The sequence below is a fragment of the Streptomyces qaidamensis genome (genome assembly GCF_001611795.1).
In the GTDB taxonomy this organism is placed as follows: Bacteria; Actinomycetota; Actinomycetes; order Streptomycetales; family Streptomycetaceae; genus Streptomyces; species Streptomyces qaidamensis.
The window spans coordinates 1,028,407-1,053,885 of sequence record NZ_CP015098.1; the positions used below are offsets into that span (position 1 = coordinate 1,028,407).

Sequence of the window (25,479 nt, forward strand, 5' to 3'; positions counted from 1 at the left end):
AGCGGACCACATCACCCGACCGGTACATCCGACTGCCGTCCGCAGCGAACGGATCAGCAACGAACCGCTCACCCGTCAGCCCCGGACGACCCCCATAACCACGAGCGACACCCGCGCCCGCGATGAACAGCTCACCCGCCACACCCACCGGAACGGGACGCAGCTGCTCGTCCAGGACATACACCTGCGTGTTCGCCAGCGGCCTGCCGATCGCCGGCGCACCCTGAGCATCAGGATCCGCAAGGCCCGCACAGGCGATGACCGTGATCTCGGTCGGCCCATACCCGACAAAGAACCTGCGCCCGGGAGCCCACTCCCGCACGACCGCTTCACCGACCCGCTCCGAACCCACGAACAGACTGCCCACACCCGCCAGCGCCGCCTCGTCCAGCACACCCAGCAGCGACGGCGAAACACTCGCCGACACCACACCCTCAGCCCGGACCAGACCCTGCAGCTCCGCCGGCACCCGACGCTGCCCGGACGAGGCCACCACCAGCGCCCCACCACCGGCCAACGTCACCACCACATCCAGCACAGCCGCATCGAAACTCTGCGACGCGAACTGCAACACCCGCACACCCGGCTCCACGCCCAGCGCCGACCGCAACACCAACGCCAGATTCACCACACCCCGGTGCCCGACCTGCACACCCTTCGGACGCCCCGTCGAACCCGACGTATAGATCACATACGCCAGCTGATCCGACGCCGTCGTCACCTCGGGCGCACTCGCCGAAAGCCCGGCCAGCACACCCACCACAGCCGGATCGTCCAGCCACACCACACGGCCATGCACCGCATCCACCGGCAGCCCCCCGGCCACCGACCGCTCACCCACCAACACCTGCACACCCGCATCCGCGAGCATGAACTCAAGACGATCAGACGGGTATTCGGGGTCGAGCGGCAGATACGCGCCACCCGCCTGCCACACCGCGAGCACCGCCACGACCATGTCCACCCCACGCGGCAGACACAGACCGACCACCGACTCCGCACCCACACCCATACCGCGCAGGAGATGCGCCAGACGATTCGCCCGAACCATCAACCCGCCATACGTCACCGACTCCCCACCCGCCACCACAGCCACAGCGTCAGGCACCGCAACCGCCCGCTCCGCGATCAGCTCATGCACCCCACCCACCGACGGCAACGCCACACACCCACCATCACCACCCGCCACCAACTCCTCGCACTCACCCACGGCCAGCACCGACAAGTCACCCACCCGCTGACCCGCATCCGCGGCCACCGCCTCCAGCACCGTCACCAGATGCGCACCGAGACGCTCCATCGTCGCCGCGTCGAACAGCGCGGTGCTGTACTGGACCTCACCCGCCAGACCCTCACCGGTGTCCCCGACCCTGACCGCCAGGTCGACGCCTATGAGCATCGGCCGGTCGGCCGAGAAGTCCGCGGTGAGCTCGGCTCCGCCCTCCCACAGGAGGTCGGCCTTCCGCTGGGCCGTGCCGGCCGCGGTGTCCGCCGTGTCGTAGTTGAAGAGGACCTGGAAGAGGGGGCTGCGCGAGCGGTCGCGGTCCACGACGAGGTCGTCCACGAGCTGCTCGAACGGCAGGTCCTGGTGTGCGTACGCGCCGAGGGCGGTTTCCCGTACGCGGCCGAGGAGTTCGGCGAACGTCGGGTCGCCGGAGAGGTCGGTGCGCATGACGAGGGTGTTGACGAAGAAGCCGATGAGACCCTCGGTCTCGGTCCGGTTCCGGTTCGCGATCGGGGTGCCCACGACCACGTCGTCCGTGCCGGCGTAGCGCCCCAGCAGCAAGCTGAAGGCCGCCAGCGACATCATCGACATGGTCACGCCATGCGCGCGGGCGAGGGCACGCAACCGCCCCGCCGTCTGCGCCGGCACGGCGAACTCCACCACTCCGCCGTCAGCCGAGCGGACCGCGGGCCTCGCGCGGTCGGTGGGCAGTTCCAGCGTCGGCAGGCCGCCGAGCCGGTCCCGCCAGTACGCGAGCTGGGCGTCGAGGACGTCGCCCGTCAGCGACTGCCTCTGCCACACCGCGAAGTCCGCGTACTGCACGGGCAGCGGCGGCAGCGGGTCCGGGCCACCAGTCCGGAAGGCGTCGTACAGCGCCATCAGCTCGCGCCGCAGGACCCGCCCTGACCACTCGTCCGACACCACGTGGTGCATCGACAGCGCGAGCACATGCTCCTGCGCCGCCACCCTCACCAGCGTCGCGCGCAGCAGCGGCCCCTGGGCCAGGTCGAACGGCACCTGCGCGTCCGAGGCCACCACGGCCCGTACGGCGACCACCGGGTCCGCCCCGGCCGGCACCTCCACGACCCGCAGGTCGAACGGCGCCGGCTCGTCGATCACCTGGTGCACCACGCCGTCCGCACCGGCCACCAGGCGCGTCCGCAGCACCTCGTGCCGCGCGACCACACCACCCAGCGCCGCATGCAACGCCGCCACGTCCAGGGCGCCTCGCAGGCGCAGGTGCAGCGGGGAGATGAACTCGGTCGATCCCGGATCGAACTGATCGAGGAACCACAGGCGCTGCTGGCCGAAGGAGAGCGGCAGGGCCTGGTCCCGATCGATCCGCGTCACCGGCGGAGCGGTGTCACGCGCCGCGCCCTCGACGACCGCGGCGAAGCCCCGCAGCGTCGGCTCGTTGAAGAGCGCAGACAGCGGAATCTTGACGCCGAACACCTCGCGAATACGGGAGACCGCCTGCGTGGCGACCAGCGAGTGCCCGCCCAGGTCGAAGAAGTTGCCCTCCACGCCGACCCGCTCGACACCGAGGATCTCTGCCCAGACGTCGGCCAGAAGTTCCTCAGTGGTGGTGACCGGGGCCGCGAATTCCTCGACGTCGGCCTGGTGAACCTGCGGTTCGGGCAGTGCGGCGTGGTTGAGTTTGCCGTTGGCGGTGAGCGGCAGTTCGCTCAGTTCCACGAAAACGGACGGGACCATGTATTCCGGCAGCCGGTCACCAAGGAATCCGCGCAGTTCCCCGACCGCGGGAATCCCGGTTTCCCCATCACCCGGGACGAGATACGCCACAAGCCGACGTTCCGCACCCACGCCACTGGCGGTCACCACCGCGGAAGCAATCAATGCGTGACCGACCAGCGCGGCCTCGACCTCACCCGGCTCGATCCGATACCCACGCACCTTGATCTGACCGTCCGCACGACCCACGAACTCCAGCCGGCCATCAGCCAGCCACCGGACCCGGTCACCCGTCCGATACATCCGCCCACCATCCCCGGCGAACGGATCAGCGACAAACCGCTCACCGGTCAGACCAGCACGGCCGACATAACCCCGCGCCACCTGCGAACCCGCAACGAACAACTCACCGACCACACCCACCGGAACCGGGTTCAAAAACCCGTCCAGCACATACACCCGCACATTCCCCAGCGGCCGGCCCAGACCCACCACACCATCCGCGAGACCACCCACGCCCTCGACCAGCTCACCGGCGATCACACCGACCGTCGTCTCCGTCGGCCCGTAATGATTCACCACCACCCGGTCCCCAGCCGCCTCCACCAAAGCGCGCAACCACCCCGCGGACGCGCCCTCACCACCCAGCACCAGACCCCGACGAGGAACCAGCGGAGCGAACTCACCACCACACCCCGCCACCAGCGCCGCCAGATGCGACGGCACCACCTTCACGAAATCAACGCCCGACTCCCGCACGAACCGCGCCACCCCACGCCCGTCCACCGCGACATCGCCATCCACCACATGCAGCACACCACCCGACACCAGACACCCGAACACCACCGTGTTGCCCAGGTCCGTCACCACCGGCTGCAACAATCCGAACCGGCCACCCGCAACGCCCCACCCGGCACGCTCCCCCACCGCAACCACATAACTCGCCAGACCACCATGAGTGACCTGAACACCCTTCGGCCGCCCCGTCGAACCCGACGTATAAACCACATACGCCAACTGCCCGGAATCGGTGTTCACGACGGGAGCGGAAGAGGGCAGCCCCGCCAGCACCGAGGAAACCCCCGCGTCATCGACAACGACCGTCCGCAGCCGCCCGACAGGCAACTCGTCCACCAAATCCTCGGTACCGACCAGCACCGTCGCCCGGCTGTCGCGCAGCATGAACCCCAGCCGCTCCACCGGATACTCCGGATCCAACGGCAAATACGCCCCACCCGCCTGCCACACCCCCACAATCGCCACGATCATGTCGACCCCACGCGGCAGACACAGCGCCACCACCGACTCCGACCCCACACCCACCGACCGCAAGTAATGCGCCAGACGATTCGCCCGACCCATCAACCCGCCATACGACAACGCCTCCCCGCCGGCAACAACCGCCAGCGCATCCGGAACCGCAACAGCCCGCTCCGCGATCAGCCCATGCACCCCACCCACAGCCGGCAGGCCCAGGCCCTCCACACCCGAACCGCCCACCAACAGTTCACGCTCACCGGCCGACAACACCGGCAGCGCACCCACCCGCTGATCAGCATCCGCCGCCACCCCCGACAGCAGCGTCACGAGATGACCACCCAGCCGCTCCACCGTCGCCGCATCGAACAACGCGGTGCTGTACTCGAACTCGGCACCCAGCCTCGCGCCACTGTCACTCAGCACGAGACGCAGATCGAACTTCGCGACAACCCGCTCCGCAGCGCTGCCCGTACGGTCCACCGACCGATCCACCGGACCGCCGGCCGCGTCGCCAGCGCCACCGCCCTCGCTCTCGCTCTCGCTCTCGCTCTCGCTCTCCACGAAGTCGTAGTTGAACAGTGCCTGGAACAACGGCGTCCGCGAGCGATCCCGCTCCGACACCAACGCTTCCACCACCTGCTCGAACGGCACATCCTGATGCGCATACGCACCCAGAGCCGTCTCCCGCACCCGACCCAACACCTCACGGAACGACGGATCACCCGACAGATCCGTACGCATCACCAACGTGTTCACGAAGAACCCGATCAAGCCCTCCGTCTCCGCACGATTCCGGTTCGCCACCGGCGTGCCGACCACCACATCGTCCGACCCCGCATGCCGACCCAGCAGCACCGCGTACGCCGACAACAGCGTCATGAACATCGAGACACCGCACTCGCGCGACAGCTCACGCAGCGACTCGACCGTCTCCTGCGGAATCTCGAACCTGGTCACCGCGCCGACCGTCGACCGGATCGGTGGCCGGGGCCGGTCGGTGGGCAGGTCCAGGGTGGGAGCGCCGTCCAACCGTCGGGACCAGTAGCCGAGTTGGCGTTCGAGTAGCTCGCCGTCGAGCCACTGCCGTTGCCACACGGCGAAGTCCGCGTACTGCACTTCGAGCGGCGGCAACGGGTCGGGCTCGCCGGCGTGGAACGCCGCGTACAGGGTCCCGAGTTCGCGGTGGAAGATCCGGTCCGACCACTCGTCGAAGACGACGTGGTGGATCGCCAGCGCCAGTACGTGCTCCTCCGCGCCGAGCCGGAACAGAGTGGCCCGGACCAGGGGTCCCGCCGCCAGGTCGAACGGCACGGCCGCGTCCACGGCCGCCAGCTCCCGTACGGACTCCGCCGGGTCGAGGCAGTCGGACACGTCCACGACCGGCAGCGGGAACGGCGCCGGCTCGTCGATCACCTGATGCGGCACACCGTCCGCACCGGCCACCAGGCGCGTCCGCAGCACCTCGTGCCGCGCCACGACCCCGCCCAACGCCGCGCCCAGAGCGGCCACGTCCAGGGGCCCGTTCCATGCCACGGGTGACAGCAGGGCGTACTCCACCGCCCCGGGCACCAACTGGTCCAGGAACCACAGGCGCTGCTGGGCAAAGGACAGCGGAAGGGGCCCGTCGGGACGCGGCTCCCATGCACGGCGCGATACCTGCTCTCCCCTGAGGCGTCGCTTCAGCAATTCCCGCTTGGCGTCAGAAAGCATCAGTTGTCCCCTGCAATGAGAAAGCTGAATGTGCGCATGACGGTGCGTCGTCGGGAGAAGCCCCCGCCTCACCATGGCACACCGCTGGATCATTGATCCAGCGGCGTCGTGGCGTATGTGGCGTGCGGTCACCGGCAGTTATTCCGGCACCGTGTTCAACTGCTGCGCGGCGGCGTTTGAACGCACTGTCGCGCGCTCCCGGGGCGCTGTCCGCAGCGGGCCGCGGCGGCCTCTCGCGCCCTGTCCCGCCTTACGGCCGCGTGGCGGCGAGTTCGTACAGATCCGTTCCGGCGAGCTTGGGCTGCTGGTTCACCGCGACGGTGAAGCCGTGCCGTTCGAGGAGGTCGGTCAGGGTCCGGAGCCTGCCGGGTCGTGGACCTCGGCGACGATATGGCCGATCAGCGGCCAGTGGTCGTCCTCGATTCCCGCCAGGACCAGGTGTTCCGCGCGCTCCACGTCGATCTTCAACAGGCTGACCTCCGGCAGGTCGTGGGCCCTGATCAGATCGGACACGGTGAGCGTGGGCACGGACATGTCGATACCGCGGTGCAGATCCTTGACCATCTCGCCGATGTATTCCTCCGGGATTCCGGTGTTGCGCAGAAATACGCGGGTGTTCTCGTCGTCCGCCTGCTGGTCGGCGAACAGCCCGGAGTTTCCGGTCGACCTCGGGTAATAGGTGAATGTCGCCTCGCCGGCCCGGTCGGCCACCGCACTGCGTACGGCGACGGCGCCCGGCAGATGGCTGCGCAGATTCGCCTCCAGACAGGAGAACGTGGTCGGCGCGGGTTCCACGGACACGATCCTGAGATCGGGCGCTTCCCAGCCGAACATCAGCGAGACGATTCCGATGTTCGCCCCGATGTCGAGGACGGTGTCCCGGGCCGCAGCGCGTCCGCGGCCGACTTGTAGAGCCCCGCGTCCACGGCCTCCGCCCACAGGACCTTGGCGCCGGGCTGACGCAGGTGATCCTGCGCCCGTTGGGGAGTTCGTACGTGCTGGTCTGCCCCGTCATGCGGAGTTGCGGGTGATCTCGGCGCTCAGGTACGCGCCCACGGCCTCAGGGGCGAGTGCCGCCCGGTTCGGCCTCGGGACCATGACCTGGGCGCGTCCGCGAGGTCCCGCTCACCGGGCTCTCGATCACCTGGTGCGCGAAGTAGTCCGAGAGGCTCGCGCACGCGGCGCGGAGTCGGCGAAAGAAGGTGGTCCGAACGAGGGCGCGCATGACCGCAGACGCTTGGCGCGGTTCCGGTTGGCGATCTCCTCCGTCGGCTCCAGGCGTCGAAGGCGGCGAGGAGCGTCATGAACATCGTCGCCGGAGCTGGGTGGACTACGAGCGGCCGGGGCCGGTCTCGGGTCCGGGGGTGAGTACGTCACCGGAGAGCCACTCGCTCCATGCCGCGAAGTCGGCGTACTGCAGGGCCAGCGGCTCGAGGGCGGAACGCCTGCCGCGGCGAGTCGGCGACGCGTCGAAGACCACCGCAGCTCTCGTGTCGCAGGCGAACGCGCGAGTCGACCGCCAGGCGAAGGGCTGCGCGGCGGCGCGATGAGGCGCCGGCGAGGGCCGTGAGCCGTCGCGCTACGTAGGAGCTCCCGGACTGCGCGGTCAGCAGGTAGGGGCCCTCCTTCTGCACCCGCAGCATCTCGCCGATGTACGTGGTCGCCATCTCCTCGACGGACGACGGCGGCGCGTCCTCGCCGGTCAGGCCGCGTTCCTGCAACCCGTAGAACCGCTGTCCCTCGGCCAGGTGCCCGGCGACCTCGGCGAACGCGGCGACCTCGCCGGTCAAGCTGCTGCGTGCGTAGCTGCTGCGTACGGTCCGCCATGCACGGGGCGGGCGGCCGCCCGCCGCGGCGTCGGGTGGTCGAAGAGGTCCGACGCGATCCACGTGGATCAGCCCCGACGCGACCGACGGGTGGCGAGCAGCGAGTGCCGCCCAGCTCGAAGAAGTTGTCGTGGGCGCCGATCCGGTCCAACCCGAGCACCTCGGACCAGACACCGCGAGGGCCCCTCCGCCGGGGAGGCCCGGCGGCCGATGACAGCTTCGGATCGGGCTCCATGTCTCCCGGCTCGATCCGGTGGCACGACCAGCTTGCCGTTCGTCCGTGAGCGGCAGCATGTTGACTCGGGCGAAGGATGTCCGGGACCATGTAGGCAGCCGAGCGTGGAGCTCGCCGCAGGTCGGCGCCGCCGAAGACGCCGAACCGCAGGTCGGTGGGCGCGCGGGTCGGTCGGAACAGTTCCGGAGTGGCGCGGGTCACGACCGCCGCTCGGCGGCGTGAGCGCCGCCTCGATCTCGCCCGGCTCGATCCGGAAGCCGCGGACCAGACCTGACCGTCGGAGAAGGCCGACGAATTCGAGCTGGATCACGGGCCACCAGCGGGCGGGGTCGACCCGACGGTACAAGCGCGTGCCGTCGGCGGCGAACGGGACGTTAGCGTGCGGCGACGTGGACACCCTTGGGGCGGCCCGCGCGCGACGACCGGTGCCGCACGTGTACAGCTCGTCACACCGGTGGGTACGGGCATGAGGTGCTCGTCCAGTACGAGGGCCCGGCTCGGCGACGGGCCGGGGTCGTCGACGACGGCCTCCATGCAACGGCGCGACCGTCGCGTCCGCCTGTACGCCGGTCATCACATCGGTGAGTACGTCGGTCAGTGTCGCCGCGTGATGCTGCGGCGTCACCACGCCTTCGTGCCGCTGTCGCCCAGCATGAAGGCGAGCCGCTCGTGACGGGTGCGCCGGGTCGGGGAGAGGTAGCGGCCGCCGCCGCCAGACGCGAGCATGGCAGTGACCATGTCGGCACCGCGGTCCAGGCGCACGTCCGCGACCAGTCTCCGCGGCTCGCCGCGCTCCACCCCGCCGGTGCACGACCACGCCGCCGCCGGAAGCATCAGTCACCGTCGGAGCGTCGAAACTGAACGACGCGAACTGCAGCATCCGCACCCGCCGAAGGTCTCCGGCCACGCCGCGAGGAGGCCCCACGTTAGACCTGGACACCCTTCGGCGGCCCGTCGAGCCCGACGTGTAGATCACGTACGCCAGCTGGTCCCGGCCGAAGTCGTCACCTCGGGCGCCTGGCGGCAGCCGGCGGATCTCGGCGACGGTGCCGGGGTCGTCGACGACGAGCAAGGGCGCCCCGGGCGTCCGCCTGTCGAGCCATCACCGGGTACGACGGCAGTGTCCACGAGATGCTGCTGCCCACCACCACCTTCGTGCCGCTGTCGGCGAGCATGAACTCGAGCCGGTCGGCCGGGTACTCCGGGTCCAGGGCAGGTACGCGCCACCGGCCTGCCAGACCGCGAGCATGCCACGACCATGTCCACCCACGCGGCAGGCACAGCCCCACCACCGACTCCGGGGCCACGCCGGCATACCGCAGGAGTGCGCCAGACGGTCGCCCGAACCATCAACTCCGCGTATACGAGCTGACTGCTCGCCGCCACCACAGCCACCGCGTCGGCGTCAGGCGCCGCCCGCTCCGCGATCAGCTCATGCACCCCCACCGCGGCAGCTCGACCCGCGACGCGTTCCACTCCGCCACCAGCTCACGCTCGGCCCGCCGACAGCACCGGCAGCTCACCACCGGTCGCGTGGGGTCGAGCACACGGCGTCCCAGCAGGTGACGATGTGCCCCGCCATCCGCTCGACCGTCGCCGCGTCGAACAGCGCGGTGCTGTACTGCAGCTCGCCGACGAGACCACCGTGGCCGGCGCGGGAACCGTCGCTGTCGCTGTCGCCCAGCGAGAAGCAGGTCGAACTTCGCCGGGAGACTGCCCGCGAGGAAGTCGGTCGCGAGAGCGTCCGGGCCGAAGAGGTCACCGTCGGCCCGGGAGGGCTCCCGGTTCCCGGGACTCGTACGTGAACAGACCTGGAACAGCGGCGTCCGGGACCGGTCCCGCTCACCGACCAGCTCGTCCACGAGCTGCTCGAACGGCAGGTCCTGGTGCGCGTAAGCCGCGAGAGCCGTCTCGCGCACGCGGCCGAGGAGTTCGGCGAAAGAAGGGTCTCCGGACAGGTCCGTCGCATGACGAGCGTGTTGACGAAGAATCCGATCAGGCCCTCCGTCTCGGCGCGGTTCCGGTTGGCGACCGGCGTACCCACCACCACGTCCTCCGAGCCCGCGTAGCGGCTCAACAGGACGTCGAAGGCGGCGAGGAGCGTCATGAACATCGTCGTCCCGTTCACGCGACAGGACGCGCAGCGCCTCGGCCGTATGCGCGGGCACGGTGAACCGGAGCGCCGCACCCTGGGTGGACGTACCGCCGGCCGGGGCCGGTCGGTGGGCAGCTCCAGTACCGGCGCGCCCGCCAAGTGCCGCGCCAGTAGGCGAGTTGGCCGTCCAGTACGTCACCGGAGAGCCACTGCCGCTGCCAGCGCGAAGTCGGCGTACTGCAGGGCCAGCGGCTGGAGCGGATTCGGCACGCCCGCGCGGAACGCCTCGTAGAGGGCGGCGAGCTCACGCTGGAAACACCTGATCCGACCACTCGTCGAAGACGACGTGGTGCACCGACAGCATCAGGACGTGCTCGTCGGGAGCCACCCGGATCAGCATGGCGCTCGATCGGCGGGCCGTCCGCCAGGGCGAACGGCAGCACCGCATCGGCGGCGACCAGTTCGCGGCGGCGGCCACCGGGTCGCGCTCCGCGGAGACGTCGACGAGCGCGAGCGGGAAGGTGTCAGCCGGCTGGTCGATCACCTGGTACGGGATGCCGTCCGCACCGGCGACCAGCGGGTGCGCAGTACCTCGTGCCGCGCGACGACGGCGCCGAGAGCGGCGGCCAGGGCGCCCACCAGGGGCTTCTCCGCGCAGCCAGACGGGCAGAGCACGTTGTACTCCGGCGGCCCCGGGTCCAGCTGGTCCAGGAACCACAGGCGCTGCTGCGCGAACGACAGCGGTAGCGGCTGCGTACGGTCCGCCACGCCGACGGGCGGCGCGGCGTTCGCCCGGTCGGCGCTCTCCACGGCGGCCTGGCCAGGCCCGCACACGGTCGGCTGGTCGAACAGCAGGTGACAGCGGCGATCTCGACCCCGATCAGCCTCCCGGATCCGCGAGATCACCTGACGTCGCGTGCAGCAATGAGTGCCCGCCCAGCTCGAAGAAGCTGTCCGTCGCACCGACCCGGTCCAGCCCGAGCACCTGTGCCCAGACACCGGCGAGCAGCTCCTCCGGTGGCCGTGACCGGGGCCACGAACGCGTCCCTCGGGCCGCCGCCTCCCGGCTCGGGGAGGGCGGCACGGTCCAGCTTGCCGTTCGGGGTCAGCGGCAGGGCCGCGAGCTCCACGAAGACGGACGGCGAAGGAGGGGAGCCGACTGCCGGCGTACGCGCGGAGCCGGCGACCGACGGGATGCCGCCCGTCTGGCCGGCGGGGACCAGGTAGACGACCAGGCGGCGGTCCTCGACGTCGCCGTTCGCTGCCGATCTGGGGGTGGCCGGTCAGGACCGCCTCGATCTCACCCGGCTCGATCCGGAAGCCGCGGACCTTCACCTGACCAGGCCCGGCCGACGAATTCGAGCTGCCCGTCCGGCAGCCAGCGGGCACGGTCGCCCGACCGGTACAAGCGCGTGCCGTCCGCGGCGAACGGATCGGCGACGAACCGCTCGCCCGTCAGACCAGGCTGACCTCGATAACCGGGGCGACCTGCGGACCGCCCACCTCACCGGCCACACCCACGGGTACCGGGTTCAGCCGGTCGTCGAGCACGTCCCGGGCAGCCACCGGCGCACCGATCGCGGGCGCACCCGTCGAGCCCTCGGGCTCCACCACGCCGCATCACCATGACCGTCGACTCCGTCGGCCCGTACGTGTTCCCATCACCACCGGAACCACATAGGCCGCTCAGACGACGATCCGAAGCATCGACGTCAGAAGCGCCGCCCCGGCCCGCTCCTCCGACGTCGCCACCCCAGGACGCCGCCGGAAGCGAGCGTCACCGCCACGTCGAGAACAGCCGCGTCGAAACTGAACGACGCGAACTGCAGCATCCGCACCCCCGCACCCGCTTCGAGGACCGGAGCCAGCGCCGACACCATGCCCACCACGCTGCCGTGCGCGACCTGCACACCCTTCGGCGGCCCGTCGAACCCGACGTGTAGATCACGGCCAGCTGGTCAGTGGCCGAAGTCGTCACCTCCGGCGATCTCAGGGACGCAAGGGTGTCCCGTACGGCCGGATCATCCAGCCACACACCCTGCTCGACGGGCAGCCCCTCCACGACCTTCGCCCACCACGACCCGCACACCCGCATCCGCGAGCATGAACTCAAGACGGTCAGCGGGATACTCCGGATCCAACGGCAGTACGCAGCCTGCCACACCGCCAGCACCGCCACGACCATGTCCACCCCACGCGGCAGACACAGCCCCACCACCGACTCGGCGCCGACATCCGCGCAGGAGATGCGCCAGACGATTCGCCCGAACCATCAACCCGCCATACGTCACCGACTCCCCACCCGCCACCACAGCCACAGCGTCAGGCGCCGCAACCGCCCACTCCGCGATCAGCTCATGCACGCCGGCCACCGCCGGCAGCTCGACCGACGACGCGTTCCACCCCTCCACCACCAGCTCACGCTCACCCGCCGACAGCACCGGCAGCTCACCCACCCGCTGCCCGGGGTCGAGCACAACGGCGTCCAGCAGAGTGACCAGATGACCCGCCAGGCGTTCCATCGTCGCCGCGTCGAACAGCGCGGTGCTGTACTCGATCTGCCCCGACAGGGTGTCGCCGCTGCCCTCGATCCGGACCGACAGATCGAACTTCGACGGCAGGACGCCGTCCGGGTTGGTGTACACGCCGCCGTCGGCGACATAGCTGAACAGGACCTGGAACAGCGGGGTGCGCGACCGGTCCCGCTCCGTGACCAGCTCGTCCACGAGCTGCTCGAACGGCACGTCCTGATGCGCGTAAGCGCCCAGAGCCGTCTCCCGCACGCGCGCCAGCACCTCGCGGAACGCAGGGTCGCCGGAACCGTCCGCAGCACCAGCGTGTTCACGAAGAACCCGATCAGGCCCTCCGTCTCCGTACGGTTCCGGTTGGCGACCGGCGTGCCCACCACCACGTCCTCCGAGCCCGCGTAGCGGCCGAGGAGCACGTCGAAGGCGGCGAGGAGCGTCACCGACGCGTCGCACGCGACAGGTCGTGCAGCGCCTCAGTCGTCCGCGCCGGCACGCTGAACGCCTGCACCGCACCCGCGGAGGAACGAACCGCCGGACGCGGCCGGTCGCAGGTCGAGTACCGGCGCATGGGCCAACTCGTCGCGCCAGTAGGCGAGCTGGCCGTCCAGGACGTCACCGGACATCCATGCGCGCTGCCAGACGGAGAAGTCGGCGTACTGCACGGGCAGAGGAGGCAGCGGGTTCGGCTCGCCCGCACCCCGACAGCTCATGCTGGAACAGGTGGTCCGACCACTCGTCGAAGATCACGTGGTGCGCCGTCAGCAGCAGGACGTACTTCTCGTCGGCCACCTTGGTCAGGGTGGCTCGAACCACGGGCCGTCCGCCACGAACGGCTGCGTCGCATCGGCGCGCAGCAGCTCCGCCGCGTACGTGTCGGGGTCCGCCTCGCCGGACGCATCGACCACCGCGAGCGGGAAGGCCCGGCGGGTCGATCACTTGATGCGGTACGCCGTCCGCGTCCGCCACCAGACGCGTCCGCAGCACTTCCGCGCGACCATCGCATCCAGCGCGGTAGTCAGGGCGGCCAGGTCCAGCGCGCCGTCCAGCCGGATCGGCATGGGCAGGTTGTATCCGGTGGAACTGGTCGAGGAACCACAGCTCACCCGGCAGCGGCTGGGCGCGGTCGGCGACCGTCATGGGCGGCGCGACCGTTCCCGACGCCTGGGCGACCCTGGGCCAGGCCCCGCACGGTCGGCTGATCGAACCACCGACATGGCGAGCTCGACGGACCTCGCGGATCCGCGAGATCACCTGCGTCGCAAGCAGCCCGCCCAGCTCGAAGAAGCTGTCCGCACCGACCCGGTCGAGCCCCAGTACCCCGGCCCAGACGCCGGCGACGAGCTCTTCCGTCGACCCGACCGGAGCAACGAAACCCTGCGCATCGAGGACATACACCTGCGTGTTCGCCAGCGGCCTGCCGATCGCCGGCGCACCCTGAGCATCAGGATCCGCAAGGCCCGCACAGGCGATGACCGTGATCTCGGTCGGCCCATACCCGACAAAGAACCTGCGGCCCGGAGCCCACTCCCGCACAACCGCCTCACCGACCCGCTCCGTACCCACGAACAGACTGCCCACACCCGCCAGCGCCGCCTCGTCCAGCACACCCAGCAGCGACGGCGAAACACTCGCCGACACCACACCCTCAGCACGGACCAGACCCTGCAGCTCCGCCGGCACCCGACGCTGCTCCGACGACGCCACCACCAGCGCCCCACCACCGGCCAACGTCACCACCACATCCAGCACAGCCGCATCGAAACTCTGCGACGCGAACTGCAACACCCGCACACCCGGCTCGACACCCAGCGCCGACCGCAACGCCAGCGCCAGATTCACCACACCACCTTGCGCGACCTGCACACCCTTCGGACGCCCCGTCGAACCCGACGTATAGATCACATACGCCAGCTGGTCAGCAACGGTCGTCACGTCCGGTGCCGCCGAAGGGAGTTCATCCAGCACACCCACCACAGCCGGATCGTCCAGCCACACCACACGGCCATGCACCGCATCCACCGGCAGCCCCCCGGCCACCGACCGCTCACCCACCAACACCTGCACACCCGCATCCGCGAGCATGAACTCAAGACGGTCAGCCGGATACTCCGGATCCAACGGCAGATACGCACCACCCGCCTGCCACACCGCCAGCACCGCCACGACCATGTCCACCCCACGCGGCAGACACAGCCCCACCACCGACTCCGCACCCACACCCATACCGCGCAGGAGATGCGCCAGACGATTCGCCCGAACCATCAACCCGCCATACGTCACCGACTCCCCACCCGCCACCACAGCCACAGCGTCAGGCACCGCAACCGCCCACTCCGCAATCAGCCCATGCACCCCACCCACCAACGGCAACGCCACACACCCACCATCACCACCCGCCACCAACTCCTCGCACTCACCCACGGCCAGCACCGACAAGTCACCCACCCGCTGACCCGCATCCGCGGCCACCGCCTCCAGCACCGTCACCAGATGCGCACCGAGACGCTCGACCGTCGCCGCGTCGAACAGCGCGGTGCTGTACTGGACCTCACCCGCCAGACCCTCACCGGTGTCCCCGACCCTGACCGCCACAATGGCCGGCGCTTCATCGGACGACAGGTCCATGTCCTGGCCGAGGTCCCGATCCGATCCGCCTCGCCGTACCTGCTCGAGCAGCTCCGCGAACGACGGATCGCCGGACAGGTCCGTGCGGTGGACCGTCGCGCCGGAGCCCTCCAGCGCCACTGCCACAACGTCCGATCCGCTGTACCGCCCGATCAGCACCATGAGCGCAGCGAGCAGTGTCTGAGGAAGCGTCGCGCCGTGTTCGTCGGCCAGTGCGCGCGACCGGTCCACGGTCGGCGCCGGCACTGCGAATCCGACGGTTGCCACCTCGGTGAGCCGGTTCGGCGTGTACGGCCGGTCCGTAGGCAATTTCAGTGCCGGCAGATCGGTCGATCGGTCACGCCTGTTGTCCAGTTCACCGTTCATGACGCCCCCCACGCGGTTCCGCTAGTTCTTGTCCAGGAATTCGATGATTGCCGCGTTCACCTCGTCGGGACGTTCCAGATATCCGAAGTGACCGCTCTTGGGAATTTCCACGTAGTCGCAGTCCGGGATCGCTTCGGCGACCTCGGCCGCGAGATGTGGCGGGGTGATGAAGTCGTCGCTGAAAGCGATGACACGACAAGGTGCGGACACGTCCCGCAGTGCTTCTCTGCGGTCGGCGTCCGTGTTGATCCACGACTGCCCGACGGAGCTTTCGCCGCCGGAGAGCCGGAAAGTCTCCAACCACAGCGAGACGGCCTTGTCGTCGTTGAGGGTGGAAGGGGAGAGCCATTGCAGCGCCGACACGGCCGCTTGGTGGTCGGCGGGCAGCTTTGTCCCGTTCTGCAGCAGGGCTCGTTCGGCGGATCCCAGCGCGGCACGGGTGACGTCGGAACGCGATTTCGTGGCGATCAGTACGGCGCACCGGACGAGGTGCGGCGCGCGGATCGCCAGTTCCTGCGCGATCATCGCCCCCAGGGAGACACCCACGATGCGGCAGGGCGCCGCGTCCAGGGCCTCGATGAGGCCCTGGGTGTCCGCGACCATGTCGTCGAGTGTGTACTTCCCCGGGGGGATGTCCGAGGGGGCGATTCCCCGGTTGTCGACCGTGATGGTCTGGTAGCCGGCCGCATTCAGCGCGGGGGTCTGGTGCAGCGTCCAGACCCGTCCTGCGGCCGAGGACCCCATGATCATGAGGACCCGTTCACCGCGGCCCGACCGTTCGTAGGAAAGTCGAATGCCGTTGGTGAATACGTGCGGCATGTCCGTGTGGCCCCTTACTCACCGTCGAGCGCGAGGCGGAGGCTCTTGGGCCGCATGTCGGTCCAGGTCTCCTCCAGGTAGGCGTCGCACTCGGCCTTCGAGGCGTTGACGCCGGTCTCGGTCCAGCCGCCGGGGACCGCCAGGTCGGCCGGCCAGATCGAGTACTGCTCCTCGTCGTTGATGAGCACCTTGAACCGGGCTTCGTCGTTCTCGAAGTCGAAGGTGACGGTACGCATGGCTGTCTCCTCTTCAGGCGTTTCCGGGAAGGAATGGGAAGGTCAGGGCGAACAGAGGGTCGCAGTGGCAGTGGTAGCGGCGCCGAGGGTCAGTTGGTCGGCCCGGCGGCGCCGAGCACCACGTCGTCGCCGCTCTCTCCCACGACCTGCCGGGCGAACTGCGTGTAGTACAGGTCGGCGTAGAGGTCGCCGGCTGCCAGCAGCTGCTCGTGCGTGCCGCGTTCGCGGACCCGGCCGTCGTCTATGACGAGGATCTGGTCGGCCTCTCGGATGGTGGAGAGTCTGTGGGCGATCACCACGGACGTACGGCCCTTGAGCGCGGTCCTGAGGGCCTGCTGAATGGCGACCTCGGACTCGGCGTCCAGGTGCGCGGTGGCCTCGTCGAGGACGACGACGGAGGGCGCCTTCAGAAGCAGCCTGGCCAGGGCGATGCGCTGCTTCTCTCCGCCGGACAGCCGGAATCCGCGGTCGCCGACGACCGTGTCCAGGCCGTTGGGGAGGGCTTCGACGACGTCCCAGACCTGCGCGGCCCGGCAGGCCTCGACGAGGTCCGGCTCGGTGGCGTCGGTGCGGGCGTACAGGAGGTTGGCCCGGATGGTGTCGTGGAACAGGTGGGCGTCCTGGGTGACCACGCCGATCGTGTCCTGAAGGGACTGCATGGTGAGGTCGCGGAGGTCGTGGCCGCCGATGCGCACGGTTCCGGAGACGGGGTCGTAGAACCGGGGCATCAGGTTCGTGATGGTCGTCTTGCCTGCGCCCGACCGGCCGACGAGGGCGGTCAGTTTCCCTGCGGGTGCAAGGAAGTTGATGCCGTCGAGGACCCATCCCTCGTCGCTGCGCTCCGGGCCGCGGGCGTGGTCGGTGGACTCCAGGGAGGCCAGGGCGACTTCGCCGGCGGTGGGGTAGCGGAAGGAGACGCCGTCGAAGTGCACCTCCGGTGCCGCGTCGGCGGGGTCGGGCGGCAGGTCGACCGCGCCGGGCCGTTCCTTGACGAGCGGGTCGAGGTCGAGGATCTCGAAGACCCGGTCGAAGCTGACGAGGGCGGTCATGGCGTTGGCCTGGATGCTGGACAGCTGCTGGATCGGCGTGTAGAGCCGGCCGACGAGCGTGACCAGGGAGACGAGGGTGCCGACGGCGATGACGTCGTTGATGACCAGGGCTCCGCCGAACCCGAAGAGCAGGGCCAGCGTCACGGAGGCGGTGACTCCCATGATGATGCCGAGCATCTGGGCGGTGACGTTGGTCTTCACGCCGATGTCCCGTACGGCGCCCGCTCGTTCGGCGAAGTGCTCCGTCTCACGGACCGGGTTTCCGAACAGCTTGTTGAGCATGGCGCCCGCGACGTTGAAGCGCTCGTTCATCAACGAGCCCATCTCTGCGTTGAGTTGCATGCTCCCGCGGGCGAGGTGCTGCATGCGCCGGCCGATGGCCTTACCCGGGATCAGGAAGATCGGGACGATCAGCAGGGCCACCAGGCTGAGCTGCCAGGACAGGTAGAACATCGCGCCGAGCACCAGGACCAGGGTCAGCACGGTGTTGACCGTCTCGGCCATCAGCACGGTGATGGCCTGCTGAGCGCCGATGACGTCGGTGTTCAGCCTGCTGACGAGGGACCCGGTCTGGGCTCGGGTGAAGAAGCCGATCGGCTGCGCCTGGACGTGCCGGAAGACCTGGGTGCGCAGGTCGTAGACGAGGCCTTCGCCGATCTGGGCGGAGAGTTTCGCCTGGAAGTACTGCGTCAGGGCGTCGACCAGTGCGAGGGCGAGCAGCGCGGCGGCGACCCAGACGACGACGTCCATGTTGCCGGGCATGATGCCCTTGTCGATGACGATGCCGAACAGCAGCGGGCTTGCCGCGGTGACGAGTGCGCTGAGCGCGGAGGCACCTACGAGAAAGGAAAGCAGTAAGCGATACCGCTTTGCGTACGGGAAAATTCTCTGGATGGTACCGGGACGAATTCCTTTGTGTCCTTCCGGACCACCGCCTCGAATGCCTTCCTCCGACGGGTCAGGGAACTCTCCGTCGTCCGGCGCCCGCACCGTCACTCTCACAGCGTACTTCTCCTCACGGAAATTGCCGCACGGTGTTCTACGCGGCACAGCTTCGCTCGGCCGCAAGCATCCATGAGAGCGCCCTGAAGAGGCAATGGTGTCCGGCGGTGGTGCCGGGACGGGCGGGAGAGGGGGCTTTCAACTGACGCGATGCCGCAGTTGAACGCCCCCGGAACACCCCCTGGGGAAGAACGCGTGAATAGCGCCGCCGCTTATACGTCAGCGACGGCGCTGACCACCAGAGGGCTACCGGATGCGTTCAGCCGCTGGGGCTCAGTCGGTGCGGCGCAGTCCCGGGACGACGAGGCCGGTTTCGTACGCCGTGATGACGGCCTGGGTGCGGTCGCGCAGGCCGAGTTTCGTCAGGGTCCGGCTGACGTGTGACTTGACCGTTTCCTCCGTGACGTGGAGGCGGGCGGCGATCTCCCCGTTGGACATGCCGTCGGCGACGAGCAGCAGGACCTCGGTCTCTCGGGCCGTGAGCGTGTCGAGGGTCGACGACGCGGGCTTGGCGGCCGGAGTGCCGGCGGGCAGCTTCGTGAACTCGCTGATCAGTCGGCGGGTGACCCCGGGATCGAGCAGGGCCTCTCCGGCGGCGACGACGCGGACGGCGTCGAAGAGCCGCTCGGCGGTGGCGTCCTTGAGCAGGAAGCCGCTGGCGCCGGCGCGCAGCGCGTCGTAGACGTACTCGTCGAGGTCGAAGGTCGTCAGGATGAGGACGCGGGGGACGTCCGCTCCGTCGGGCGCGTCGCCGAGGAGTTGCCGGGTGGCCTCTATGCCGTCCATCTCGGGCATGCGGATGTCCATGAGGACGACGTCCGGGGACACCTCGCGGCAGACCCGGACCGCGTCGACACCGTTGGTGGCGGTCTCGACGATGGTGAATTCCGGCTGGGAGTCGAGGAGCGCGGCGAATCCGGTGCGGACGACGAGGTGGTCGTCCGCGACGACGACGCGGATCGGGGTCGGCGGGGTGGTCATGGGGTCCGTTCTGGCTTGGCGGGGAAACTGGCTTTGACGAGGAATCCACCGGCGGCCGCCGGACCTGTGCTGATCTGACCGCCCACGGCGGCGACCCGTTCCCGCATGCCGAGCAGGCCGTGGCCGCCGCTGCCGGGCGGCGCGGGCGGCGCTCCGGGGCCGTTGTCGCGGATGCTGACGTGCAGGGCGTCGTGGGCGTAGTGCAGTTCCACGTCGACGGGGGCGCCCGTCGCGTGTTTGCGGGCGTTGGTGAGGGACTCCTGGACGATGCGGTACGCGGCCAGCTCGATGCCGGGTCCCATGGGGCGCGGGCTGCCGCTGAGGATGAGCCGGATGGTGGCGGTGCCGGCCTTGCGGGCCTCGTCGAGCAGGTCGTCGAGCTGGGTGAGGTCGGGCTGCGGCCGGCGCTCGGCACCGGCGGGGGGCTCGTCGTCGTCGCGCAGTACGCCGAGCAGGCGGCGCATCTCCGTGAGGGCGGCGCGGGCGGTGTCACCGATGCTGAGGAGCCGTTCGCTGCCGGCGGCGGGCATGCCGGGGGTGGCTACCCGGGCGGTCTCGGCCTGCACGGCGATCATGGAGACGTGGTGGCCGACGACGTCGTGAAGTTCGCGGACGATGCGGGCGCGTTCCTCGCGGGCGGCGTTCTCCCACTGGCTGCCGGCCATGACCTCGCGGGTGGCGTCGTGTTCCCGGTCGCCCCGTCGTGCGCGGCCGGCGAGTCCGGCGAAGGCGGCCATGGGGGCCAGCGCGGCGAGAAGGACGGCGCGCACGCGGTAGTCGGCGGTGTCCGCGGATCCGGTGCCCGCGACCTCGAGCGCGAGGGCGAGGAACGGCACGCTGAACAGCATCGCCGCGATGAGGTGTCCGCGGCGGCCGAGCCGGTACTGGGCGAGCAGTTGGGCGGCGAAGCCCGCCAGCGTCAGCGTGTGGAAGATCGTGAGGGAGCCGAAGCTCGCCGCGGTGACCGTGAATCCGGCGAGGACGGGGCGCAGGAGGGCCAGCGGCAGGGCGGTGCAGAGGCATAACATGCCGATGACCATGGCGAGTTGGATGCTGCCGACATTCTCGGTGGCGTTCTGCGTGGTAGCCGCGAACATCCGGGGGATCGATCCGCGCTCGGCGACCAGTTCGGCGAGCGATTCGGCGATCGCGAGCCCGCCCAGCGTGACGACGAACACGGCGTTGCGGGGGAGGACCGAGGCCCGCCGCAGCACTCCGGTCCAGCTGTCACGCAAGGCACTCGCACGGTTCACACCCGTCATTATGGTGGTCGGCCCTGTGCGCGGCCGTCCCTCCGTGCGGTGATCAGGTGCTCCCTCGTGCGAGGGACGGGGTGTCGCTCGCACGAGGGAGGAGGGTGGTGCACGGTTAGCGACGCGTCTCCTTGAGGGCGTTCGCGAGTCGTTCGAGGCCCTGGGTCAGCTGGTCCGTACGGCCGCCGAAGCCCACCCGGATGTGCTGCGGGCTGTCGAAGCACGAGCCGGGGATGACGAGCACTCCGCTCTTCTTGAACAGCGCGTCGCAGAACGCGTCGACGTCGGGGACGCCGACGAGCCGGGGGAACGCGCTGACACCGCCGGCCGGCGCGGCGAGCGAAACCAGGTCGGAGTGTGCGGCGGCCCAGTCGAGCAGGAGCTCGCGGTTGTGGCGGGCCTGGTCGAGGCGCGGCTGGACGAAGGCTGGGGCGTTCTCCAGTACGGCCTGGGCGAGCAGTTCGTTGAGCGGCGACACGTGGAGCGTGGTGTAGTCGCGGATGTGGACGCAGTCCGTCAGCAGCTCGGTGGGTGCGACGCACCAGCCGAAGCGGAGTCCGGGCAGTCCGAACGCCTTGGAGAAGCTGCCGAAGCTGACGGCCCGCTCATAGAGCGTGGTGACGTCGGGCAGCGGCGGCGTTCCGTAGGTGAGGTCGCGGAACGCGCCGTCCCATAGGAGCCACGCGCCGGCCTCGCCCGCCAGGGCGACGATGCGGCGCAGTTCGTCCTCGGTGACGGTGGTACCGGTGGGGTTCTGCGGGAAGTTGACGATGATCGCCTTGGTCCGCTCGGTGATCAGGCCGGCCAGCTCGTCGACGTCGGGGTGCCAGTCCCGCTCCGGGTCGAGGTGCCAGTCCTTGATGGTGCAGCCGAGGGCGGTCGCGTACTCGACGAGCAGGTGGTACCCGGGCCGGACGACGACGACCTCGTCGCCGGCTTCGAGCAGTGCGGACATCACCAGGGCAAGTGCTTCGCCGGAGCCGCTCGTCGTCATGACCCGGTCCGGGTCGACGTCGCCGGAGTGCCGGGCGACGGCGGCCCGTACGGCGGGGGCACCGAGGGAGTAGCCGTCGTCGAAGACGAGCCGGTCGAGGTCGTCGTGGCGGAGCGCGGTCAGCGCGCGGAGCTCGGCCATGGAGTACGAGTGGACGCCGCTGGAGCTGATGTCGATGTCCGCGGTGAAGTAGGACTCGCGGAGCCAGTCCTCCAGGGGTGCGGGTCGGAGCCTCATTTTCAGGCCCCCGCTCGGATCGCCCTGGCGTCCCGGGCGCCACGGGACTTGCGCAGGTCGCCGGTGACGTTGATCCGCTTGAGCCAGCGGTCGGTGCCGTCGTGGCGTGCGGTGAAGGGCTTGCGGCCGTGGACGACCCGGAAGTTGTCGAGGAAGCAGAAGTCGCCGCTTTCGAGGACGAGGTCGAACATGGCCTCGTCCATCGCCTTGCACAGCGCATCGAGGGCGAAGCGCGCCTGACCGTCGTCCTCGGGGACGTCCATGAAGTACGGGTCGGCCCGGACGTAGGGCCGGTCCGGGACGCCGAAGAGGACGGCCACCGGCTCGGGGTCGGTCTGCATCTTCTCTATGTCCTCGAACGCCTCGGCATCGGTGACGGAGTTGTTCTTGCTGAAGTGGGACTCGTCGGGGCGGATGGTGAACCGCCGCTCGAAGAGCACGTCCCTGACGTCGTCGGGCAGGCGCAGGTCGTCGGCGTATCCGATGGTGGTCGCCGCCTGGTAGGGGTTCCTGAGACAGGCGAAGGTGAGGAAGTCGCCCCGGAGCGGGTGGAAGGCGTCCTCGGTGTGCCAGGTCAGGAGTGCCTCGCTGCTGGAGCCGAGCTGCTCGTGCTCGTGGCCCTGGATCGGGATGATGTCGTGGATGAGCCGTCCGTCCTGCTGGGTCGCCCAGCAGAAGGGGTCGCCGATCAGGGAGCTGTACATCAGGAGGAGCAGTTCCTCACGGTGGCTGGGCGACGGCTGCGCCTGTCCGCGCCAGTGCGCGGGGGTGCGCCCGAGGCGCTTCTCGTCCACCTGGTATCCGGATATGCACAGCACTCCGGAGAGCTGTTCCATCCGGAAGGCGTTGAGGTGGTGCCTGATCCGGCGGGGCAGTTCGTGGGCGAGCAGGGTGGCGCGGTGTAGCGCGTCCTCGGAATCGAGGGTTTCGAGCTCCCCCTCGAACGTGTCGAGGATCTCGTCGACCGCGCCGATTTCGGCCGCGTCGAGTGTCAGTTTTTCCATGGTGGAACTGCCTCTCCGTGCTTTTCAGGGATGACTGCATTTCGGATACGCCATCGAGGAGTTCTCTCCGGCCCGTTGAGAAGGTGCTGGCCGAGCGGCGCCTCAGGGGCACCGCTGGTCGCGATCCTTCGACATCGACATCCGCACATGGGATTGCTGCTGTGTGCTCTGCGCTGCCGCAGCGAACGCTGGTTCGCACTCCTCACCGGGCGATGGGCGCGTCTGCGCAGTGAGATCGCCGGTCAAAGCAGGAGTTGGCTGGGTCACGTCACGGCGGCTCCCGCGAGGGGAGACGGCGTCGTGCCGAGGTGTGCTGTGTGGATCCGGCCCGCGACCGCCACGTCGTGCAGTGACATCCCGAACGGGTTGATCACGACGCGGTCGGCGGCGGACGTGCGGGGCGAGGCGGTGCCGCTGATGATGTCGCAGAGTTCGGCGGCGACCTCCACACCGTGGGGCCCGGCGGCGTCAGCGGCACGTGCGCGCGGCGGCGGCAGGACGTCGCCGGCGCGGTACATCCTGCCGAGCAGCCGTGTGGTGTCGGCGGCGACGAGGCTCCAGTCGTCCACGATCACCTTGTCGGCGCTCGTGAACACATCGGGCAGCAGGTCGTCCAGGGACACGTTGACGACGACGGCTCCCTCCGCGATCCATTCCGCGGGGATGTACCCGGTGGTCGTCGTCGTGGCCGGGATGACCAGCTCCGCCCCGCGTACGGCCTCCTCGGCCGTACCGGTGACGTCGAAGGCGACCTCGGGGTGGGCGGATCCCAGGCGTTCGGCGAGGAGCGCCGCCCGCTCGGGGACCCGGTCGTGGAGCCGTACGGTCCGCAGGGACGGCCATCGGCGCAGCGCCAGCCCGAGATGGGCGTCGGCGAGCGCTCCGGCGCCCACGACCGCGACGGAGCGGGTGGGGTGGGCCCAGCTGAGCTCGGTCGCGAGCACGCTCACCGCCGCGGTACGGGCGGCCGACACGCGGGCCGCCGGCATGAGGCAGACCGGCCGGGCGGTGGTGAGGTCGAAGAGGAGGACGAGGCCGTCGGCACGCGCCAGTCCGCGGTCCGGGTTGCCCAGGCTCGCGTTGATGATCTTCGTGCCGGCGAATCGTCTGCCGCCGATCTCGACGAGACCGGGCATGTTGAGACTGCGACAGGACTCACCATGGTCGTTGGTCCACCGCAGGCAGCTCTCCTCCGGGAGCACCGCGCGCTGTGCCGCGCGGGCGAGAAACACCTCACGTACGGCATCCACGACATCGACCGTCTCGATGAGCTTCTCCACGTCACCATCGGTGAGCTGAAGCACGGCCCCTCCTGCACATTTTTCGCATCACACGGGGACAGGAACCGAAAGCGCGAATCGCGCTCGCCGTTGCACTATGGCCCGGCCGTGCGCCGGACATCAATCTTCGGCCCGGCCGGCGACAGATACGTTCAACTGCGGCCGCGCTCCGGTTGAACATGGATATCTACAGTGCACGCCATGATGAATCTGTCGCGGGTGCGCTACGAAAAGGCTGATCACGTCGCTCGAATTACGTTGAACAGGCCCGAGGTCCTCAATGCGATGGATCTTCGTATGCACGAGGAACTCGGCGAGATATGGGACGATTTCGAGGCTGACGACGACATGCGGGTGGCCCTGCTCGCCGGTGAGGGCACCCGCGCCTTCTCCGTGGGGCAGGATCTGAAGGAGCTGGCCGCCCGGGAGCGGGCCGGCCTCGCCGCGCCCTCGACGTTCGGAAGCCGGGGGAAGCCCGGCTGGCCTCGGCTCACGGAGCGCTTCGACCTGACCAAGCCGGTGGTCGCGAAGGTACGCGGTCACGCGCTGGGCGGTGGTTTCGAACTGGCGCTGGCCTGCGACATCGTGGTGGCCTCCGAGGACGCGCGGTTCGCTCTGCCCGAGGCCGCTCTCGGGCTGATCGCGGGGGCCGGCGGCGTGTTCCGGCTGACGCGGCAGCTGCCGTGGAAGACGGCCATGGGTCATCTGCTGACCGGACGCCCGATGGGCGCGGTGCGGGCGTACGAACTCGGCCTCGTCAACGAGGTCGTACCGTCAGGGGATCTGGACGGCTGCGCCGAGACGTGGGTGGCCGACCTGGTGCGCAGCGCCCCTCTGTCGGTCCGCGCCATCAAAGAGGCGGCGACCCGGTCGGCCGGTCTGTCCCTGGAGGAGGCTTTCGCGGCCGGATATCCCTGGGAACAGCGGCGCATGCACAGCGCGGACGCGGTCGAAGGCCCCCGCGCGTTCGCCGAAAAACGCGAACCGAAGTGGCGGGGACGCTGATCGGCCGAATCCGTATCCCCCGGATCCCGCTCGGCGTGGTCTTCGGCGTGACGAACA

The 25,479-nt window shown here is 69.6% G+C and carries 22 protein-coding genes and 3 pseudogenes (1 of these 25 only partly in view); 1 reads left to right on the plus strand and 24 read right to left on the minus strand.

Going from position 1 to position 25,479, the window contains the following annotated elements; translation table 11 throughout:
* The 24 genes and pseudogenes from A4E84_RS04265 to A4E84_RS04355 form a co-directional block, all read right to left on the minus strand.
* A protein-coding gene (locus tag A4E84_RS04265; RefSeq protein ID WP_159029550.1) for a non-ribosomal peptide synthetase crosses the window boundary here: on the minus strand, positions 1–5,887 show its 5' portion. It extends 5,339 nt beyond the left edge of the window; 5,887 of the gene's 11,226 nt are visible here — the first part of the coding sequence; it begins with the start codon at positions 5,885–5,887; the stop codon falls past the left edge of the window.
* 348 nt (positions 5,888–6,235) lie between these two features.
* Complete coding sequence (locus A4E84_RS04270; RefSeq protein WP_257784333.1) at positions 6,236–6,826, minus strand: FkbM family methyltransferase; 591 nt, start codon at positions 6,824–6,826, stop codon at positions 6,236–6,238.
* A gap of 434 nt (positions 6,827–7,260) precedes the next feature.
* Positions 7,261–7,677, minus strand: coding sequence for a thioesterase domain-containing protein (locus A4E84_RS04275; protein WP_062925252.1), 417 nt, complete (start codon positions 7,675–7,677; stop codon positions 7,261–7,263).
* A gap of 1,200 nt (positions 7,678–8,877) precedes the next feature.
* Positions 8,878–8,942: pseudogene (locus A4E84_RS45940) on the minus strand (AMP-binding protein); the annotation flags it as partial.
* A gap of 10 nt (positions 8,943–8,952) precedes the next feature.
* Complete coding sequence (locus A4E84_RS45670; protein ID WP_107308262.1) at positions 8,953–9,270, minus strand: AMP-binding protein; 318 nt, start codon at positions 9,268–9,270, stop codon at positions 8,953–8,955.
* A 197-nt stretch (positions 9,271–9,467) separates the two neighbouring features.
* Positions 9,468–9,710, minus strand: a complete 243-nt coding sequence (locus tag A4E84_RS44315) for a hypothetical protein (RefSeq protein WP_237304825.1) — start codon at positions 9,708–9,710, stop codon at positions 9,468–9,470.
* 207 nt (positions 9,711–9,917) lie between these two features.
* Positions 9,918–10,202 (minus strand): annotated as a pseudogene (locus A4E84_RS45675) (condensation domain-containing protein); the annotation flags it as partial.
* Between the two features lie 145 nt (positions 10,203–10,347).
* Entirely contained in the window at positions 10,348–10,587 is a 240-nt protein-coding gene (locus A4E84_RS42830) for a hypothetical protein (RefSeq protein ID WP_062925255.1), read from the minus strand.
* Positions 10,584–10,877 carry a condensation domain-containing protein gene (locus A4E84_RS42835; RefSeq protein ID WP_159029552.1) on the minus strand — a complete coding sequence of 98 codons (294 nt, stop codon included), beginning with the start codon at positions 10,875–10,877 and terminating at the stop codon, positions 10,584–10,586. The genes A4E84_RS42830 and A4E84_RS42835 overlap by 4 nt, the downstream gene beginning before the upstream one ends.
* Before the next feature lie 46 nt (positions 10,878–10,923).
* Positions 10,924–11,127 (minus strand): phosphopantetheine-binding protein, encoded by a 204-nt coding sequence (locus A4E84_RS45435; protein ID WP_079128863.1) that lies wholly within the window; start codon positions 11,125–11,127, stop codon positions 10,924–10,926.
* Between the two features lie 371 nt (positions 11,128–11,498).
* Positions 11,499–11,657 carry a hypothetical protein gene (locus A4E84_RS42840; protein ID WP_159029553.1) on the minus strand — a complete coding sequence of 53 codons (159 nt, stop codon included), beginning with the start codon at positions 11,655–11,657 and terminating at the stop codon, positions 11,499–11,501.
* Positions 11,658–11,755: 98 nt separating this feature from the next.
* Positions 11,756–11,923: a hypothetical protein gene (locus tag A4E84_RS04300; protein WP_159029554.1), complete on the minus strand. Its 168-nt coding sequence runs from the start codon at positions 11,921–11,923 to the stop codon at positions 11,756–11,758.
* Between the two features lie 141 nt (positions 11,924–12,064).
* Positions 12,065–12,520, minus strand: a complete 456-nt coding sequence (locus A4E84_RS45440) for an AMP-binding protein (protein WP_335340850.1) — start codon at positions 12,518–12,520, stop codon at positions 12,065–12,067.
* Positions 12,521–13,011: pseudogene (locus A4E84_RS45445) on the minus strand (condensation domain-containing protein); the annotation flags it as partial.
* 33 nt (positions 13,012–13,044) lie between these two features.
* On the minus strand, positions 13,045–13,194 hold the full coding sequence (locus A4E84_RS42850) for a hypothetical protein (protein ID WP_159029555.1): 150 nt from the start codon (positions 13,192–13,194) through the stop codon (positions 13,045–13,047).
* Positions 13,184–15,562, minus strand: a complete 2,379-nt coding sequence (locus A4E84_RS04315; protein WP_159029556.1) for an AMP-binding protein — start codon at positions 15,560–15,562, stop codon at positions 13,184–13,186. Before A4E84_RS04315 ends, A4E84_RS42850 begins: the two co-directional genes overlap by 11 nt.
* A 21-nt stretch (positions 15,563–15,583) precedes the next feature.
* The gene (locus A4E84_RS04320; protein WP_062925261.1) at positions 15,584–16,381 is read right to left on the minus strand and encodes an alpha/beta fold hydrolase; all 798 of its coding nucleotides are present in this window, start codon (positions 16,379–16,381) and stop codon (positions 15,584–15,586) included.
* A gap of 14 nt (positions 16,382–16,395) precedes the next feature.
* Entirely contained in the window at positions 16,396–16,617 is a 222-nt protein-coding gene (locus A4E84_RS04325) for an MbtH family protein (RefSeq protein ID WP_062925262.1), read from the minus strand.
* An 89-nt stretch (positions 16,618–16,706) separates the two neighbouring features.
* Positions 16,707–18,668, minus strand: coding sequence for an ABC transporter ATP-binding protein (locus A4E84_RS04330; RefSeq protein ID WP_335340821.1), 1,962 nt, complete (start codon positions 18,666–18,668; stop codon positions 16,707–16,709).
* A 273-nt stretch (positions 18,669–18,941) separates the two neighbouring features.
* On the minus strand, positions 18,942–19,649 hold the full coding sequence (locus A4E84_RS04335) for a response regulator transcription factor (protein WP_062925263.1): 708 nt from the start codon (positions 19,647–19,649) through the stop codon (positions 18,942–18,944).
* Positions 19,646–20,902, minus strand: a complete 1,257-nt coding sequence (locus tag A4E84_RS04340) for a sensor histidine kinase (protein WP_237304827.1) — start codon at positions 20,900–20,902, stop codon at positions 19,646–19,648. Before A4E84_RS04340 ends, A4E84_RS04335 begins: the two co-directional genes overlap by 4 nt.
* 115 nt (positions 20,903–21,017) lie before the next feature.
* Positions 21,018–22,133: a capreomycidine synthase gene (gene vioD / locus A4E84_RS04345; protein ID WP_062925265.1), complete on the minus strand. Its 1,116-nt coding sequence runs from the start codon at positions 22,131–22,133 to the stop codon at positions 21,018–21,020.
* Between the two features lie 2 nt (positions 22,134–22,135).
* The gene (gene gntD, locus A4E84_RS04350; RefSeq protein WP_063827490.1) at positions 22,136–23,137 is read right to left on the minus strand and encodes a guanitoxin biosynthesis L-enduracididine beta-hydroxylase GntD; all 1,002 of its coding nucleotides are present in this window, start codon (positions 23,135–23,137) and stop codon (positions 22,136–22,138) included.
* 263 nt (positions 23,138–23,400) lie between these two features.
* Positions 23,401–24,441, minus strand: coding sequence for an ornithine cyclodeaminase family protein (locus A4E84_RS04355; RefSeq protein WP_062925266.1), 1,041 nt, complete (start codon positions 24,439–24,441; stop codon positions 23,401–23,403).
* Positions 24,442–24,621: 180 nt separating this feature from the next.
* On the opposite strand from A4E84_RS04355, the gene dpgD reads away from it, so the two are divergent.
* Positions 24,622–25,422: an enoyl-CoA-hydratase DpgD gene (gene dpgD, locus A4E84_RS04360; RefSeq protein ID WP_079129336.1), complete on the plus strand. Its 801-nt coding sequence runs from the start codon at positions 24,622–24,624 to the stop codon at positions 25,420–25,422.
* The last annotated feature ends 57 nt before the right edge of the window (positions 25,423–25,479 follow it).